Raw genomic sequence first — 14545 nt, 5'->3', positions numbered from 1 at the left:
AACGTTTTAAAAAATATTACTCTCTTTTTTGGGAAATTGAAGTAAAAAATGGCTGTTTTTAAAACGTCGTGAAAAGCAAAAAATGAAGATTTTTTGAGAATGGATTTCTAAGTACTATTTTGATACTAGTTAGAAGTGAGAAGTGGGAAGCTGGGAGTTGGGTTTTAGGAGTTGGGTTTTGGGAGTTGGGTTTTGGGAGTTGGGTTTTGGGTTTTGGGTTTTGGGAGTGGGGTTTTGGGAGTGGGGAGATGGGAGTTGGGAAGCTGCGAGTGGGAAGTGGGAAGTTAGAAGTTAGAAGTGGGAAGCTGAAAGTGGGAATTGGAAGTGGGAAGTTGGGAGTTGGAAGTGGGAAGTGGGAAGAATCTAAAATCTGCAATATACAATATACAATATACAACCTGCAATCTAAAATCACCAATCTAAAAGCTAATATTCTCTTCTTCAAACAATAATTTGATGTTTTCGTAAGATTTTTTTAATACTTCGGGCATTTCTTTCGGGCTGAGCCAGACCGCTTTTTCGATACCTTCTTCAATTTGACCCTTTGGAATTCCTTCAAAATCACTGTGCATTTCAAACCATTGGGTGATTTTTAGTTTGTAGACGCCATTTCTTTTGAAAATATGGTAGGTTTTTTGGAGTTTTTTGGTAATTCTTAAACGGTTGACTCCGGTTTCTTCTTCCACTTCGCGCATAGCAGTTTCTTCTATATCTTCGCCTTTTTCGGTTCCGCCTTTTGGCAAATCCCATTTGCCGCTTCTAAAAATGAACAACACCTCCCCTTTTTTGTTATAAACTAATCCACCACCGGCTTTAGAAACAGGGATTTTAGATTTCAAAGTTTTCATAATCTCTTTTTCATCAGGATGATAGAGATAGGCTTTTTGAATTTTATTTTGAAAAATTTTGACTATAAGTTGGACTATATCAACACTTTCTAACAAAAACAATTGAAAATTAGTCTCCTTCGAGATTTCATTTGTCAAAAAAAGTGGTTTGTCGTTCACAAAAACTTTATACATTTGTACTATGATATTTAATAAAGATACTGCCGAGAAAACTGCCGAATTACTTTTGCAAATTAATGCAATTAAATTGAATCCAAGAAATCCTTTTACATGGGCTTCGGGATGGCAATCACCAATTTATTGTGATAATAGAATAATTCTCTCATTTCCAACCATTAGAAATTACATCCGAGACGAATTTTCGAAAAACATTGAAAAACAATTTGGAAAACCTGATGTAATTGCCGGTGTTGCCACTGGAGCCATCGGAATTGGAATGCTCGTTGCCGAGAGTTTAGGTTTGCCGTTTGTGTATGTTCGCCCAGAACCCAAAAAACACGGACGACAAAATCAGGTGGAAGGTTTTTTGCAAAGAGGTCAAAACGTGGTCATTGTTGAAGATTTAATAAGTACCGGAAACAGCAGTTTGCTTGCCGTTGCAGCTTTGCGTGCTGCAGGTGCCAATGTCAAAGGAATGGCCGCCATTTTTACCTACGGTTTTGATGTGGCTCAAGAAAACTTTAAAAATGCCAATGTGGATTTGTTTACTTTGAGTAATTATCAAAATTTATTGAATTTGGCTGTAGCCAAAAGATACATTACGGAGCACGAAGAAGAAACGTTAAGGGAATGGAATTTGAGTCCATCGACTTGGAGTGTACAAGTTTAAAATATAGAAAAAAAACAAATAATAAATTGAGGATTAGATTGCTTCGTTCCTCGCAATGACAAGAAAATGAACCTAGAAAGTCCCAAAGTTACTGTTGAAAAATCAGCACACGAATTATTTGATTTGTTGAGCGATGTTCGCAATTTCGAAAAATTAATGCCGGAAAACATTGCTAAATTTGAAGTTATTGGCGACGATGCTTTTATTTTTGGTTTAAAAGGTATGCCCGAAATTAAACTAAAAATGAAAGAAAAAATAGCGCCAAACAAAGTAGTTCTAGGTGCTGCAAGCGATAAATTACCTTTTACCTTAGTAGCCAATATCAATGCCATTTCAGAGAATTCAAGTGATGTACAACTAGATTTCGAAGGCGAATTCAACGCCATGATGGCTATGATGATCAAAGGACCGATTTCAAAATTTATCGAGACTTTGGCTGGAAATATGTCGAAATTATAAAACTTTAATTCATTTAGTATTTGAACCTTTTAGCGAAAACTAAAAGGTTTTTTTGTGTAAAATCACTTACTACAACCCGTTGGGTGTAATTTAAAATGTTATTTTTTTAAACGCATAGCATCATAGATTTTATGAATTCTATCAAGGGGTTCCACTTTTGGATAGTGAAACATAGCTATCTGAAGCCAAGCATTGGTCTATCTAATTCTTTTTTTCTATGTTTCTATGAGTTTAATTTTATATTTCAAAATTTCTATTAATGCGCCCACCGTTTAATATAACATCCGAATTTGTTTAATATCAAACTCAGCAACGGAATCGTCTTCTAAAAGAATTTCGAGTTTTCCAATGGGAGAAACGCCCTTAATAATACCCATAAAGTTTTGTTGATTTTGGTCTTCAAATGGCATTGGAATCCCTTTTTTGAAGAGTTTCATGGTATATCTCGACCAAAATAAATCCGAATTTTGATTCCAAGTCTGGATATTTTGTTTCAATCTTTCGACAATCTTTATAAGAATTTCTTCTTTGTCGAAAGTGGTGTTGCAAATCACCGCCAAAGACGATGCTTTGGGCAAATTTTCAAAATTAATTTGGTTGACATTCAAACCCAAACCTACAATAGAATTAATACTTCCGTCACTTTTGATGCTGTTTTCAATCAGAATTCCGCCAACTTTCTTTGTGTATGACATAATGTCGTTTGGCCATTTAATACTTAATTCAGGAATTTTCAAATCTTCTAAAACCTGAATTATGGAGATCGAAAATACGATATTAATATCAAATATTCGATTAATATCTATTACAAATTCATTAACCAAAACACTCACTATTAGATTTTTACTTGGTTCAGAATTCCAAACAGACCCCATTTGTCCTTTGCCTTTGGTTTGATTTTCGGCACTAACAACGGTGAAATTTTCTAAAAATTGATTGTTCGATAATCCTTTTAAGAAATCATTTGTAGAATCTATGGCATTGAGTTTGATTAATTGCATCCAGCTTTATTTGTATAACAGAATTTAATATTTTGTTAAGGTTCAAAAATAATGACAAAAAATGGTAACTTTACCAACTTATAGTAAAAATAATTCATGGCAAAAAAGACAGTAAATAATGATGTTCTATTGGCAAACATCATCAAAGGGATTGAAGAAGTAAAAGGAAATGATATCGATATTCTAGATCTAAGAGAAATAGACACTGCCGTTTGTGACTATTTTGTAATCTGTAACGGAAATTCAAATACTCAAGTTAATGCAGTGGTCAACTCAATTCAAAAGATAGTTTCAAAAGAATTGAAAGATAAACCTTGGCATGTCGAAGGATCTGACAATGCTGAATGGGTTTTGATGGATTATGTAAGCATTGTGGTTCACGTTTTCCAAAAGCATATTCGCGAATATTATAATATCGAAAGTCTTTGGGGTGATGCTAGAATCACCAAAATCGAAAATAAATACTAAAGAAATATACCTCTAATGGCAGCAGATAATAAACCCAATTTGAATAAATTTAAAGTTAGTCCTTGGTTAGTTTACAGCGCAATTTTATTGATTTTTTTGGCAATAAGTTTTTTAACTGGTGGTTCTAATTTTCAAGAACCAGTCAAGTTAGAACAACCTGAATTCAACGCATTGCTTGAAAAGGGAGAGATTGAAAAAATTATTATTTACAATAAAAAAGATGCAGAAATATATTTGAAAGCTGAGGCTTTAAAATTAGCATCTAATAAAAAAGTAGCTAAAAATGTTTTAGATCAACCCAATAAAGGGCCACACTATGTATTGAGCCTTGGTGATGTTCAAATTTTTGAAAAAAAATTGGAGGCATCAGTAACCGAAGGAAAACTAAAGAATTATAATTTTCAAGAAAGCAGTAATTGGAGTGATATTATCATCAGCCTCTTACCTATCATCATTATCATTGGAGTATGGATTTTCATCATGCGGAGAATGTCTGGTGGTGCAGGTGGCGGTGGCGGACAGATTTTCAATATCGGAAAATCAAAAGCGAAACTTTTTGATGAAAAAACAGATATTAAAACCTCATTCAAAGATGTTGCTGGCCTTGAAGGTGCAAAAGAAGAAATTCAAGAAATTGTTGAATTCCTTAAAAATCCTGAAAAATACACCAATCTTGGCGGTAAAATTCCAAAAGGTGCTTTGCTTGTTGGACCTCCTGGAACAGGAAAAACATTATTGGCAAAAGCAGTAGCAGGAGAAGCTCAAGTCCCATTTTTCTCCTTGTCAGGTTCTGATTTTGTCGAAATGTTTGTTGGTGTAGGTGCTTCTAGAGTTCGTGACCTATTTAAACAAGCCAAAGAAAAATCTCCTGCGATTATTTTCATTGATGAAATTGATGCCGTTGGTAGAGCGAGAGGGAAAAATAATATGTCGGGCGGAAATGATGAAAGAGAAAATACTTTAAATCAATTGCTTACAGAAATGGATGGTTTTGGCACTAATTCGAATGTAATTGTTTTGGCGGCAACCAACAGAGCCGATGTTTTAGACAAAGCCCTGATGCGTGCTGGTCGTTTTGACAGACAAATTTTTGTGGATTTACCAGATATTCGCGAACGAGAAGAAATCTTCAAAGTTCACCTTACACCATTGAAAAAAGTTGAAAATTTAGATACTGACTTTTTAGCCAAACAAACCCCAGGTTTTTCAGGAGCTGATATAGCTAACGTTTGTAATGAAGCCGCTTTGATAGCCGCTAGAAATAACAAAACCGCAGTTGATAAACAAGATTTCTTGGATGCAGTAGATCGAATTATTGGTGGTTTAGAAAAGAAAAATAAAATCATCACTCCCGAAGAAAAGAAAGCTATCGCAATTCACGAGGCAGGACACGCCACAGTTAGCTGGATGCTAGAACACGCAGCACCACTTATTAAAGTGACTATTGTTCCTCGTGGACAAAGTTTAGGAGCTGCTTGGTATCTTCCTGAGGAAAGACAAATCGTGAGAACAGATCAAATGCTGGACGAAATGTGCGCCACAATGGGCGGAAGAGCCGCTGAGAAAGTAACTTTTAACAGAATTTCGACAGGAGCTTTAAGCGATTTAGAAAAAGTAACGCGACAAGCTCGTGCTATGGTAACCATTTATGGTTTGAACGAAAAAATAGGAAATGTTACCTATTATGATTCAACGGGGCAAAGCGAATACAGCTTTTCTAAACCGTATTCCGAAGAAACTGCTAAAACTATTGATAAGGAAATTTCGATTTTAATTGAAAGCCAATATGAAAGAGCTATAAAAATATTAGAAGAAAATAAAGATAAATTGAATCAACTTGCGGATATTCTTATTGAGAAAGAAGTAATATTTAAAGATGACTTAGAAACCATATTTGGCAAAAGAACATTTGACGCCAATCTGGTAGAGGAAGTTTCTTAATACTCCCTTAACATATATTATTTTAAAATCTTAATTCAAAAGTGCCTTTTGAATTAAGATTTTTTTATCTTTGAACGATTTCGAGTAATTTATCAAGTAGCACAGAAAAACATGAGTCTTTTTAGAAAATTTTTTGGTTCAACTAACCCCGCTTCGGAAGAGGAAAATGATAAGGGAAATAATAAATCCTTAGAGAATGATGCACCCATAGAAGAGCAGTTCATATATAATTTTAATAAAAATGGTGGCAAATTTTTGTATTGCGAAAATGAGACTGAAGTAAAAGAGCAATTCGAAAATATACTGGAAGAAAACGATTGGTTCGAGGGCGAAGCTTTGTGTTATGAAGAAGACCTTTTTCCTATTCTTGAAGAAAATAAAATCACACATCATAAAACACAAACCCCTTCATTTCTTTTGGCAAATTGTGAAAACCTTATTGCAGACGAAGGGTCGATTCTATTTTCTTCCAAACAAATTAAGCAACACAAACCAAACGAACTTCCGGCGAACATAGTTATTTTCGCAACCACAAGTCAGATAATTGAAACAAAAAGTGACGGATTAAGTGTGATAAAAAAGAAATATGTCAAAGATTATCCTACAAATATTACCACTATAAAATATTTTAAAAAAGCAGTTGACGAGGATTTTACGCAGTACGGAAGTTCAGCAAAAAATATATATTTATTGCTTTTAGAAGATTTATAAGATGAATGAAACGCTCAAGAGAACTATATCTGGTGCTATTTATGTAATTTTATTACTGACTTCGATACTTTTTTCGACTGAAAGTTTTTTTATATTGTTTGGAATTTTCTTAGTAATTGCGATTTATGAATTTTGCAATTTAGTACAAGCAAATAAAGTTTTCCCGATGCTTTTTGGAATCGCTCTTTACACCACTGTTAGCCTACTCAGCAGCTACAACACAGTGACGACTGAAACCATCAACAAAATATTAAATACTAATTTCAATCTAGGCGTCAACATAAAGCACTTAGACATCGTGTTAATGGCCGTGTCATTGGTGGTTTCCATAAAATGTATTCTATTTCTATTTTATGATCAATTTCAAAAAATAAGCACTTCTTCAAAATACCTGTATTTATTAGGATATATTATACTTCCTTTTATTTTTATCACCAAAATATCTTTTGGTGTCAATGATTACAATCCTAAAATCATTATTGGTTTATTTATCATTATTTGGACCAATGATACCTTTGCCTTTATTGTTGGAAAATCTATCGGGAAAAATAAGTTATACGAAAAAATTTCGCCCAAAAAAACCATTGAAGGATTTATTGGAGGAACTATTTTTGCCATTTTAGCTGGCTTTCTAATCTCAAAATATTACATAAGAGCAAGCCCTAAATTTAGCGAAAAATCAATTATGATTTGGGTCTCCATAGCATTAATCGTTGGTGTTTTCGGAACCATTGGAGATTTAATTGAATCAAAATTCAAACGTATTGCTGGCGTAAAAGACAGCGGAAACATTATGCCTGGCCACGGGGGTATACTAGATCGTCTAGATAGTGTTATATTTGTAGCACCAATTATTTTTTTATTTTACCAAATTCTAAACTATGTTTCATAAAGAAGGAGCTCAATCCATATTGCTAGGAACCGTTATTACTGCAATCGTACTATTATTGTCCGATAAATTTATTGATACCTATTGGATTCTAAAATCAATTCAAATAGCAACATTATTGTTGTTGATTATCATTTTGCAATTTTTCAGAAATCCGAAACGTAATTATATTTTAGACGATAACCAAATTCTTTCTCCAGTAGATGGGAAAGTTGTGGTAATTGAAGAAGTTTACGAAGGCGAATATTTTAAAGAAAAACGCATTCAGGTCTCAATATTTATGTCGCCCTTAAATGTACACGTAACGCGTTACGGACTTAGTGGACTTGTGAAATTTAGCAAATACCATCCAGGAAAATTCTTGGTAGCTTGGCATCCAAAGGCGAGCGAGGAAAATGAAAGAACCACGATTGTTATCGAAAATAAAACTTTTGGAGAAGTGCTGTATCGACAAATTGCTGGAGCTTTGGCACGAAGAATCGTCAATTATGCCAAAGAGGGAATGCAAGTTGTTCAGGGTGAAGATGCTGGTTTTATAAAATTCGGTTCGAGAGTCGATGTGTTTTTGCCTCTAGGTACACCAATCAATGTGGTTTTAAACCAAAAAGCAATTGGCGGTAAAACAATCATTGCTACAAAGCTGAATGAATAATAAAGATTTAGATACCCGTTTTCTTGAAGCGGTTGAGATTGCTTCAAATATGACTCAGGCATCGCTAGCTCAGGATGTCCAACTCCGACTTTATGCTTTTTACAAACAAGCTACATTTGGCTCACTAAGCTATAATCATTCAGAAAGTTATGATTTGAGAAATGCCTTCAAAACCAATGCCTGGATTCAAATCAGTCATTTGTCTGTAGACGAAGCCAAAGAACAATACATAGAAATCATAAATTCCTTACTATAAAAAATAGATTATGCAAAAGATAAAATTTATTCTAATCAATTTATTTCTTCTTACACTATTGATTGCTTGCAACAATAAAAAATACACCGAAGTCGTTGATGTTCCTTTGCCAGAAGCAGAACAGAAAACAGCAATAATGGGAATGCCTGATGATGTAAAAGCAGACGAAGGCTCTTTTCAACTGGAGAAATTGCCTTATTCTTACAATGCTTTGGCACCAAATATTTCCGTATTTACTATGGAAAACCATTATTCGAAGCATTATTTGACCTATACCAATAATTTGAATAAAGCCATTGTGGGCACTCCGCTAGAAAATTTAACCATCGAAGAAGTATTGGCTAAATTAGATCCAAGCGTTCTTGACATTAAAAACAATGCAGGTGGATACTACAACCATTCCTTGTATTTTAAATGTATGGGGCCAAAAGCCGGAGGACAACCACAAGATACTTTGGCAGCCGCCATCACCAAAAAGTTTGGATCTTTTGACGAATTTACCACTGCATATAAAGACGAAGCCACAAAACAATTTGGTTCAGGTTGGGTTTGGCTTATTGTAGATCGAACTGGAAACCTTCAAATTACCAGCACGCAAAATCAAGACAACCCTTTGATGCGAAATGCAACAGTTCCCGGAAAACCCATTCTTGCTTTAGACCTTTGGGAACATGCGTACTACTTAGATTATCAATACAAAAGAAAAAATTATGTTGAGGCATTTTTCAATGTAATTAATTGGAAAAAAGTAGGTGAGAATTATGAAGAGGCGTTGAGGAAATAAGGGAAAAAAGAGTTCTAACGCAACAAAAAGTCCCAACCATAATTATAAATTTGGCAACTAATTTGTGGTTTTTTTAGCTACTATTTATAAATTAGTTTCTGCCTTTTTACGGTATTCTTTCGGTGTAGTTCCTGTGAGTTTTTTAAAGAGTTGATTAAAATTAGAGGCCGTTTTATAACCGCATTTATAGGCTATTTCAGAAATCCCCATATCGGTTTCAATGAGTAATTTACAGGCATTAGAAACCCGAATTTCATTGAGATACTCTACAAAGCTCTTTTTTGTTTTTAATTTAAACATTCGGCAAAAAGAAGTTGGAGTAAGATTAGCAATTTCAGCAATTTTAATCAGTGAAATTTCTTCATTATAATTTTCTTTCAAATATTCGAAAACAGCCGAAAGTCTATCTTTCTTGGACTTTTCGTTTGTTGGAACATATAAGTCACTGTTGATAAAAGCAATATCTGAACTTTCTGAAAGCAAAGCCAAAATTTTGAAAAGACCTACTATCATTTCAAAGTCCTTTTTTTGAACGAGTTTCTCTAGTTTTTTTGCAATTAATTGATTTGTTTTGCCAGTTATTGCCACTCCCCTAACAGCTTGGTTAAAAAAGGAATTGATCTTTTGTGTCTCTTTTAATTCATAAAAAGCTGGGCCGAAAATTTCTTTGTTAAAATAAACAACAATCGCTTTTGCTTTTAAGGTACTAATGCCTTGATAATAAATTTCGTCATTCAGCCAAACGTGTGGAATATCTGAACCCAAAAAAACCATATCCCCAGGTACAAATTGCTCTACTGAATTTCCAACAATTCTTTTGCCGTAACTTTCTTTAACATAGACTAGTTCCAGCTCAGGATGCGAATGGAAAGGCGCTTGAAAAAAAGCTTCTTCACGCGAAATAACAGAAACAGAGCTGTTCTGGTAAGAAGTTATTTTTGTCTTTTCAATTTTCACTTTTTTTACAAAGATAATTAATAATTAAACAAGGATAATATTGAATTAATAAATGTACTAAAGTCATTCTATCTTTCACACTTCAAAATGATATTAATTTAATCTATTAAATATGGCCGTAATTCCGCAATCGAATACAAATAACAAAACTGTTGTTAGTGAAACTAAAAACTGGTTGTTCCCTTTTATATTGGTAACTAGTTTATTCTTTTTCTGGGGTTTTGTGCACAATTTAGACCCGATTTTAATTCCTCATCTAAGAAAAGCATTCAATCTTACAGATTTGCAATCCTCTTTAGTTGATTCTTCGGTTTTTATTGCCTATTTCGTTATGGCATTGCCCGCAGGCTATATTATGAGAAAATATGGTTACAAATCGGGAATTATGGTAGGATTAATTCTTTTTGGAATAGGCTCAATACTTTTTGTTCCCGCAGCTAATTCGCTTCAATACAGTTACTTTTTAGGAGCCTTGTTTATAATAGCTTGTGGTCTTACTTTTTTGGAAACTGCAGCAAATCCGTATGTCACCATTTTAGGACCAGCTGAATCAGCAACCAAAAGATTGAATTTTTCACAATCATTTAATGGATTAGCAGCTTTTATTGCACCAGCCTATATTGGTCCAATGATATTATCCGATAAAAATTACACGCAAACTCAAATAGAAGCAATGACTCCAGCTATCAAACACGCCTATTTAGTGTCGGAAGCAGACAGTGTTAAAATGCCGTACCTCATTTTGGGATTGATTATTTTGGCAGTAGCAGTAATTTTTTATTTTACCAATATGCCCGATGTTAAAGATGAAGATGTGGAGGGCGCAGATGGAGCTAGTTTTGGCGGTGCTCTGAAATCAATGCGTTTGCGTTGGGGAATTTTGGCTCAGTTTTTTTATGTGGGTGCACAAGTCTGTGTGGGAAGTTTTTTTATCAAAATGGCAACTACTTCATCGGGAATTGACGAAGATTCGGCAGCTAAATATTTAGGTTTTTTTGGTCTAGCGTTTATGCTAGGACGTTTTTTCGGTACGTTTTTAATGCAATACATTAATCCTCGAAAATTATTAATCATCTATACCTTTATTAATATCGCACTTACAATCATTGCCATTACAGGAACAGGAATGATGGTCGTGTATTGCTTGATTGCTATTGCGTTTTTTATGAGTATTATGTTTCCTACTATATTCTCGATGGGAATTGATGGGTTAGGACACAATACCAAAATTGGCTCGTCCTTAATAGTAATGTCTATTGTAGGCGGAGCATTTTTACCACCCATATTAGGAATAATATCAGATCAAACTGCAAACATTCAATATGGATATATCGTTCCGTTGGTTTGCTTTTTAGTCATTTTATTATTTGCATTTAACGTACACAAAACAGACAAAGCCTAATTCAAAGTTTAAAATAATGTCACAAAACGAATTAAAAAAAATAGTAGTTAAATTACATCCAAACGATAATGTATTGGTAGCTTTAACCGATTTAGAGAAAGGAAAAATAGTTGTTTTTGAAAATGAATCTTTCGAAATGCAAGATACTATCAAAGCAAAACATAAATTTTATATGTCTGATTTTCAACTTGGAGATGAAATTTTTATGTACGGTGTTTTAGTTGGGAAAGTACAATCTGATGTTGCCAAAGGAAGTTTAATGACTACCTCTAATCTAAAACACGCCGCAGAACCTTATAGTTATCGTCAAGTGGATTATACTTGGCAAGTTCCGGATATTTCCAAATTTAAGGACAGCACTTTTAATGGTTTTAAAAGAACGGATGGTCGTGTGGGAACTGCCAATTATTGGCTATTTGTCCCCACAGTTTTTTGCGAAAACCGCAACCTTGATGTGATTAAAGAAGCCTTGCACAATGAGTTAGGTTATTCGGTTAGCGATAAATACACACAGTACACCCACCAACTTTTAGAAGCTTATAAAAATGGATTGGATATAGAAAATGTTGCTCTTGATTTATTGCCAACAGCCAAAGCCAATCGGATTTTTAAAAATGTTGATGGAATCAAATTTCTCAATCATCAGGGTGGTTGCGGTGGTACGCGCCAGGATTCAGCGACACTCAGTTCTCTATTGGCATCTTACGCAAACCATCCCAATGTGGCGGGAATTACCCTGTTAAGTTTGGGTTGTCAGCATTTACAAGTCCAAGATTTTATAAATGATGTGAAAAAACAAAATCCATTTTTCGACAAACTGATTTATACTTTTGAACAACAAACCGCTCAAAGTGAAGAACAATTAATTGCTGATGCCATCAAAAAAACATTTGACGGTCTAATTGAAATCAACAAGCTCGAAAGAACTCCGCAGCCGTTAAGCGCACTGTGTATTGGTGTTAAATGCGGTGGTAGTGATGGTTTTAGTGGGGTTTCTGCCAATCCCGCTGTAGGTTATACTGCCGATTTAGTGGTAGCTTTGGGAGGGAAAGTATTGCTTGCCGAATTCCCTGAATTATGCGGTGTAGAACAAAACCTAATTGATCGTTGCCAAACAGAAGAATCGGCTAAAAAATTCATACATTTAATGCGCTCTTATGATGATTTAGCACATAAAGTAGGCTCAGGATTTCATATGAATCCGTCTCCTGGAAACATCAAAGACGGATTAATTACTGATGCAATCAAGAGTGCTGGTGCCGCCAAAAAAGGTGGATCTTCGCCAGTAGTTGATGTACTGGATTATACCGAGCTTGTTACTAAACCCGGATTAAGTTTGGTTTGTACTCCCGGAAATGACGTAGAAGCAACCACTGGTAAAGCTGCAGCTGGAGCAACTTTAATTTTATTTACAACAGGTTTGGGAACTCCAACAGGAAATCCAGTTTGTCCTGTTATCAAAGTGGCTACTAATTCCGTTTTGGCTACCAAAATGAAAGATATTATTGATATTGATTGTGGTCCAGTGATTAGTGGAGAAAAAACCATCGAAGAAATGGGTGAAGCCATTTTGGACTATTGCATTAAAGCAGCCAGTGGCGAAATTATTCCAAAAGCGGTATTGTTAAACCAAGACGATTTTATTCCTTGGAAACGAGGAGTTTCGTTATAAAACATTTAGCCACAGATTCACAGATTTTATATTTTTTTAATCAGTGACCCGAGACCAAAGGTCGAATAGGCGAAGCAAAATCAGTGAATCAGTGGCAAAAACACCCGAAGCGAAGCTTCAAATAAAAAACTTAAATTCAAAAAAATATGTTTTCATTACAAAATAAAAAAGCAGTAATCACCGGCGGCGGAAGCGGAATTGGAAAGGCCATTTCGGTTTTGTTCGCCAAACAAGGAGCCGAAGTTCACATTATCGAATTAACAGAAGAAAGTGCCCAAGATGCAGTTTCAGAAATTAGTGCTAGCGGTGGAAAAGTAATCTCGCACGCCTGCAATGTAGCCAATCACGAGGCGGTTGTTGCCGTTTTTGAAAAAATAGGTGCCTTAGATATATTGGTAAACAATGCCGGAATTGCCCACGTAGGTAAAGTGGATACAACATCCGAAGCCGATTTTGACCGCATTATGAATGTGAATGTCAAAGGGGTCTACAACTGTTTGTATGCTGCCATTCCGCAATTGCGACAATCCACAGGTGGCGTAATTGTTAATATGGCTTCGATTGCAGCTTGGGTAGGAATTCCTGATCGATTTGCCTATTCTACTGCCAAAGGTGCTGTAATGGCAATGACTTTATCGGTAGCTAGAGATTATATGAGCGAAAATATTCGTTGTAATTCCATTTCACCAGCACGAGTACATACGCCTTTTGTTGATGGATTTATTGCCAAAAATTATCCCGGACAAGAAGCTGAAATTTTCGAAAAGTTATCGAAATCGCAACCCATTGGTCGCATGGGAAAACCCGAAGAAGTAGCCGCGTTAGCCCTATTCTTGTGTAGCGATGAATCTGGTTTTATCACTGGTTGCGATTATCCTATCGACGGAGGTTTTATAAAATTAAACAACTAATGCAAGTCGCCCTATTCATACCCTGTTATATCGACCAGTTTTATCCCAATGTAGGTATTGCAAGCTTGCAATTATTGGAGAAATTAGGTTGTGATGTTTCTTTTCCACTTGAACAAACCTGTTGTGGTCAACCAATGGCAAACAGCGGTTTTGCTAGTTTGAGTAAAGGATGCGATGCTAATTTTGTAAAAAACTTTACGGGTTTCGATTACATTGTAGCGCCATCTGGCAGCTGCGTTTTCCACATAAAAGAACATTTGCACGATGACAAACATCCATTAGAAGCAGAAAAAATTAGAAATACGGTCTATGAATTGACGGAGTTTTTAGTAGATGTCTTGAAAGTAAAAAATATAAAAGCGCGTTTCCCTTTCAAAGTGGGTTTGCATAATAGTTGCCATGGCCAGCGAATGTTACACCTTTCGTCTATGTCCGAACGGGTACTACCCTATTTCTCCAAACCGGAGCAATTATTGAATATGGTTGAAGATATTCAATTACTAAAACCCAAACGAAATGATGAATGTTGTGGATTTGGAGGAACATTTTGTGTTTTTGAAGAAGCGGTAAGTGTCAAAATGGGAAAAGATAGAATTAGCCAGCACGAAGCCAACGATGTCGATTACATTACTGGTGTAGACACCAGTTGTTTGATGCATTTGGAAGGAATTTTAAACCGTCAAGGCAACAAAATAAAAACGATTCATATTGCCGAAATATTAATTAATAATATTTAAATGATATCCAACCCTGTCAGGGTTTTGA

Annotated in this window: 17 protein-coding genes; 14 read left to right on the top strand and 3 right to left on the bottom strand. The window is 35.1% G+C overall.

Going from position 1 to position 14545, the window contains the following annotated elements; translation table 11 throughout:
- The first annotated feature begins 119 nt into the window (after positions 1-119).
- The gene (locus tag RMO83_RS10835; protein WP_310559699.1) at positions 120-452 is read left to right on the top strand and encodes a hypothetical protein; all 333 of its coding nucleotides are present in this window, start codon (positions 120-122) and stop codon (positions 450-452) included.
- Here the strand turns inward: RMO83_RS10835 and RMO83_RS10830 are convergent.
- Positions 420-1022: an NUDIX domain-containing protein gene (locus RMO83_RS10830; RefSeq protein WP_310559698.1), complete on the bottom strand. Its 603-nt coding sequence runs from the start codon at positions 1020-1022 to the stop codon at positions 420-422. The two genes, RMO83_RS10835 and RMO83_RS10830, sit on opposite strands and share 33 nt — an antisense overlap.
- A 7-nt stretch (positions 1023-1029) precedes the next feature.
- Between RMO83_RS10830 and pyrE the strand changes: the two genes are divergently transcribed.
- Together pyrE and RMO83_RS10820 are read left to right on the top strand one after the other, a co-directional pair.
- Positions 1030-1677, top strand: coding sequence for an orotate phosphoribosyltransferase (gene pyrE, locus RMO83_RS10825; RefSeq protein ID WP_310559697.1), 648 nt, complete (start codon positions 1030-1032; stop codon positions 1675-1677).
- Between the two features lie 66 nt (positions 1678-1743).
- A complete protein-coding gene (locus RMO83_RS10820) occupies positions 1744-2136 on the top strand; it encodes an SRPBCC family protein (protein ID WP_310559696.1) in 393 nt (130 codons plus the stop codon).
- Positions 2137-2408: 272 nt separating this feature from the next.
- Here RMO83_RS10820 and RMO83_RS10815 read toward each other — a convergent pair whose 3' ends face one another.
- The gene (locus RMO83_RS10815) at positions 2409-3137 is read right to left on the bottom strand and encodes a biotin--[acetyl-CoA-carboxylase] ligase (protein WP_310559695.1); all 729 of its coding nucleotides are present in this window, start codon (positions 3135-3137) and stop codon (positions 2409-2411) included.
- Between the two features lie 96 nt (positions 3138-3233).
- Here RMO83_RS10815 and rsfS point away from each other — a divergent pair, with 96 nt between their 5' ends.
- The 7 genes from rsfS (at position 3234) to RMO83_RS10780 (ending at position 8838) form a co-directional block, all read left to right on the top strand.
- Positions 3234-3605, top strand: a complete 372-nt coding sequence (gene rsfS, locus RMO83_RS10810) for a ribosome silencing factor (protein ID WP_310559694.1) — start codon at positions 3234-3236, stop codon at positions 3603-3605.
- 15 nt (positions 3606-3620) lie between these two features.
- Positions 3621-5546, top strand: a complete 1926-nt coding sequence (gene ftsH, locus RMO83_RS10805) for an ATP-dependent zinc metalloprotease FtsH (protein ID WP_310559693.1) — start codon at positions 3621-3623, stop codon at positions 5544-5546.
- 111 nt (positions 5547-5657) lie between these two features.
- The gene (locus tag RMO83_RS10800) at positions 5658-6257 is read left to right on the top strand and encodes a lactate utilization protein B/C (RefSeq protein WP_310559692.1); all 600 of its coding nucleotides are present in this window, start codon (positions 5658-5660) and stop codon (positions 6255-6257) included.
- A gap of 1 nt (position 6258) precedes the next feature.
- On the top strand, positions 6259-7149 hold the full coding sequence (locus RMO83_RS10795) for a phosphatidate cytidylyltransferase (protein ID WP_310559691.1): 891 nt from the start codon (positions 6259-6261) through the stop codon (positions 7147-7149).
- Positions 7139-7798: a phosphatidylserine decarboxylase family protein gene (locus RMO83_RS10790; protein WP_310559690.1), complete on the top strand. Its 660-nt coding sequence runs from the start codon at positions 7139-7141 to the stop codon at positions 7796-7798. Before RMO83_RS10795 ends, RMO83_RS10790 begins: the two co-directional genes overlap by 11 nt.
- A complete protein-coding gene (locus RMO83_RS10785) occupies positions 7791-8054 on the top strand; it encodes an acyl-CoA-binding protein (RefSeq protein WP_310559689.1) in 264 nt (87 codons plus the stop codon). The genes RMO83_RS10790 and RMO83_RS10785 overlap by 8 nt, the downstream gene beginning before the upstream one ends.
- A 10-nt stretch (positions 8055-8064) precedes the next feature.
- Complete coding sequence (locus tag RMO83_RS10780; RefSeq protein WP_310559688.1) at positions 8065-8838, top strand: superoxide dismutase; 774 nt, start codon at positions 8065-8067, stop codon at positions 8836-8838.
- 84 nt (positions 8839-8922) lie between these two features.
- On the opposite strand, the gene RMO83_RS10775 is transcribed toward RMO83_RS10780, so the two are convergent.
- The gene (locus tag RMO83_RS10775; protein WP_310559687.1) at positions 8923-9795 is read right to left on the bottom strand and encodes an AraC family transcriptional regulator; all 873 of its coding nucleotides are present in this window, start codon (positions 9793-9795) and stop codon (positions 8923-8925) included.
- 112 nt (positions 9796-9907) lie between these two features.
- Here RMO83_RS10775 and fucP point away from each other — a divergent pair, with 112 nt between their 5' ends.
- The 4 genes from fucP to RMO83_RS10755 all read left to right on the top strand — a co-directional run bounded on the left by fucP (position 9908) and on the right by RMO83_RS10755 (position 14517).
- Complete coding sequence (gene fucP, locus RMO83_RS10770) at positions 9908-11197, top strand: L-fucose:H+ symporter permease (RefSeq protein ID WP_310559686.1); 1290 nt, start codon at positions 9908-9910, stop codon at positions 11195-11197.
- A 16-nt stretch (positions 11198-11213) separates the two neighbouring features.
- Positions 11214-12869, top strand: a complete 1656-nt coding sequence (locus tag RMO83_RS10765; protein ID WP_310559685.1) for an altronate dehydratase family protein — start codon at positions 11214-11216, stop codon at positions 12867-12869.
- Positions 12870-13015: 146 nt separating this feature from the next.
- On the top strand, positions 13016-13780 hold the full coding sequence (locus RMO83_RS10760) for an SDR family oxidoreductase (protein WP_310559684.1): 765 nt from the start codon (positions 13016-13018) through the stop codon (positions 13778-13780).
- Positions 13780-14517, top strand: a complete 738-nt coding sequence (locus RMO83_RS10755) for a (Fe-S)-binding protein (RefSeq protein WP_310559683.1) — start codon at positions 13780-13782, stop codon at positions 14515-14517. Before RMO83_RS10760 ends, RMO83_RS10755 begins: the two co-directional genes overlap by 1 nt.
- Positions 14518-14545: the final 28 nt, after the last annotated feature.

It is taken from the genome of Flavobacterium sp. (genome assembly GCF_031423415.1).
Taxonomy (GTDB): Bacteria; Bacteroidota; Bacteroidia; order Flavobacteriales; family Flavobacteriaceae; genus Flavobacterium.
This window is presented reverse-complemented; position numbering and strand designations above follow the sequence as displayed.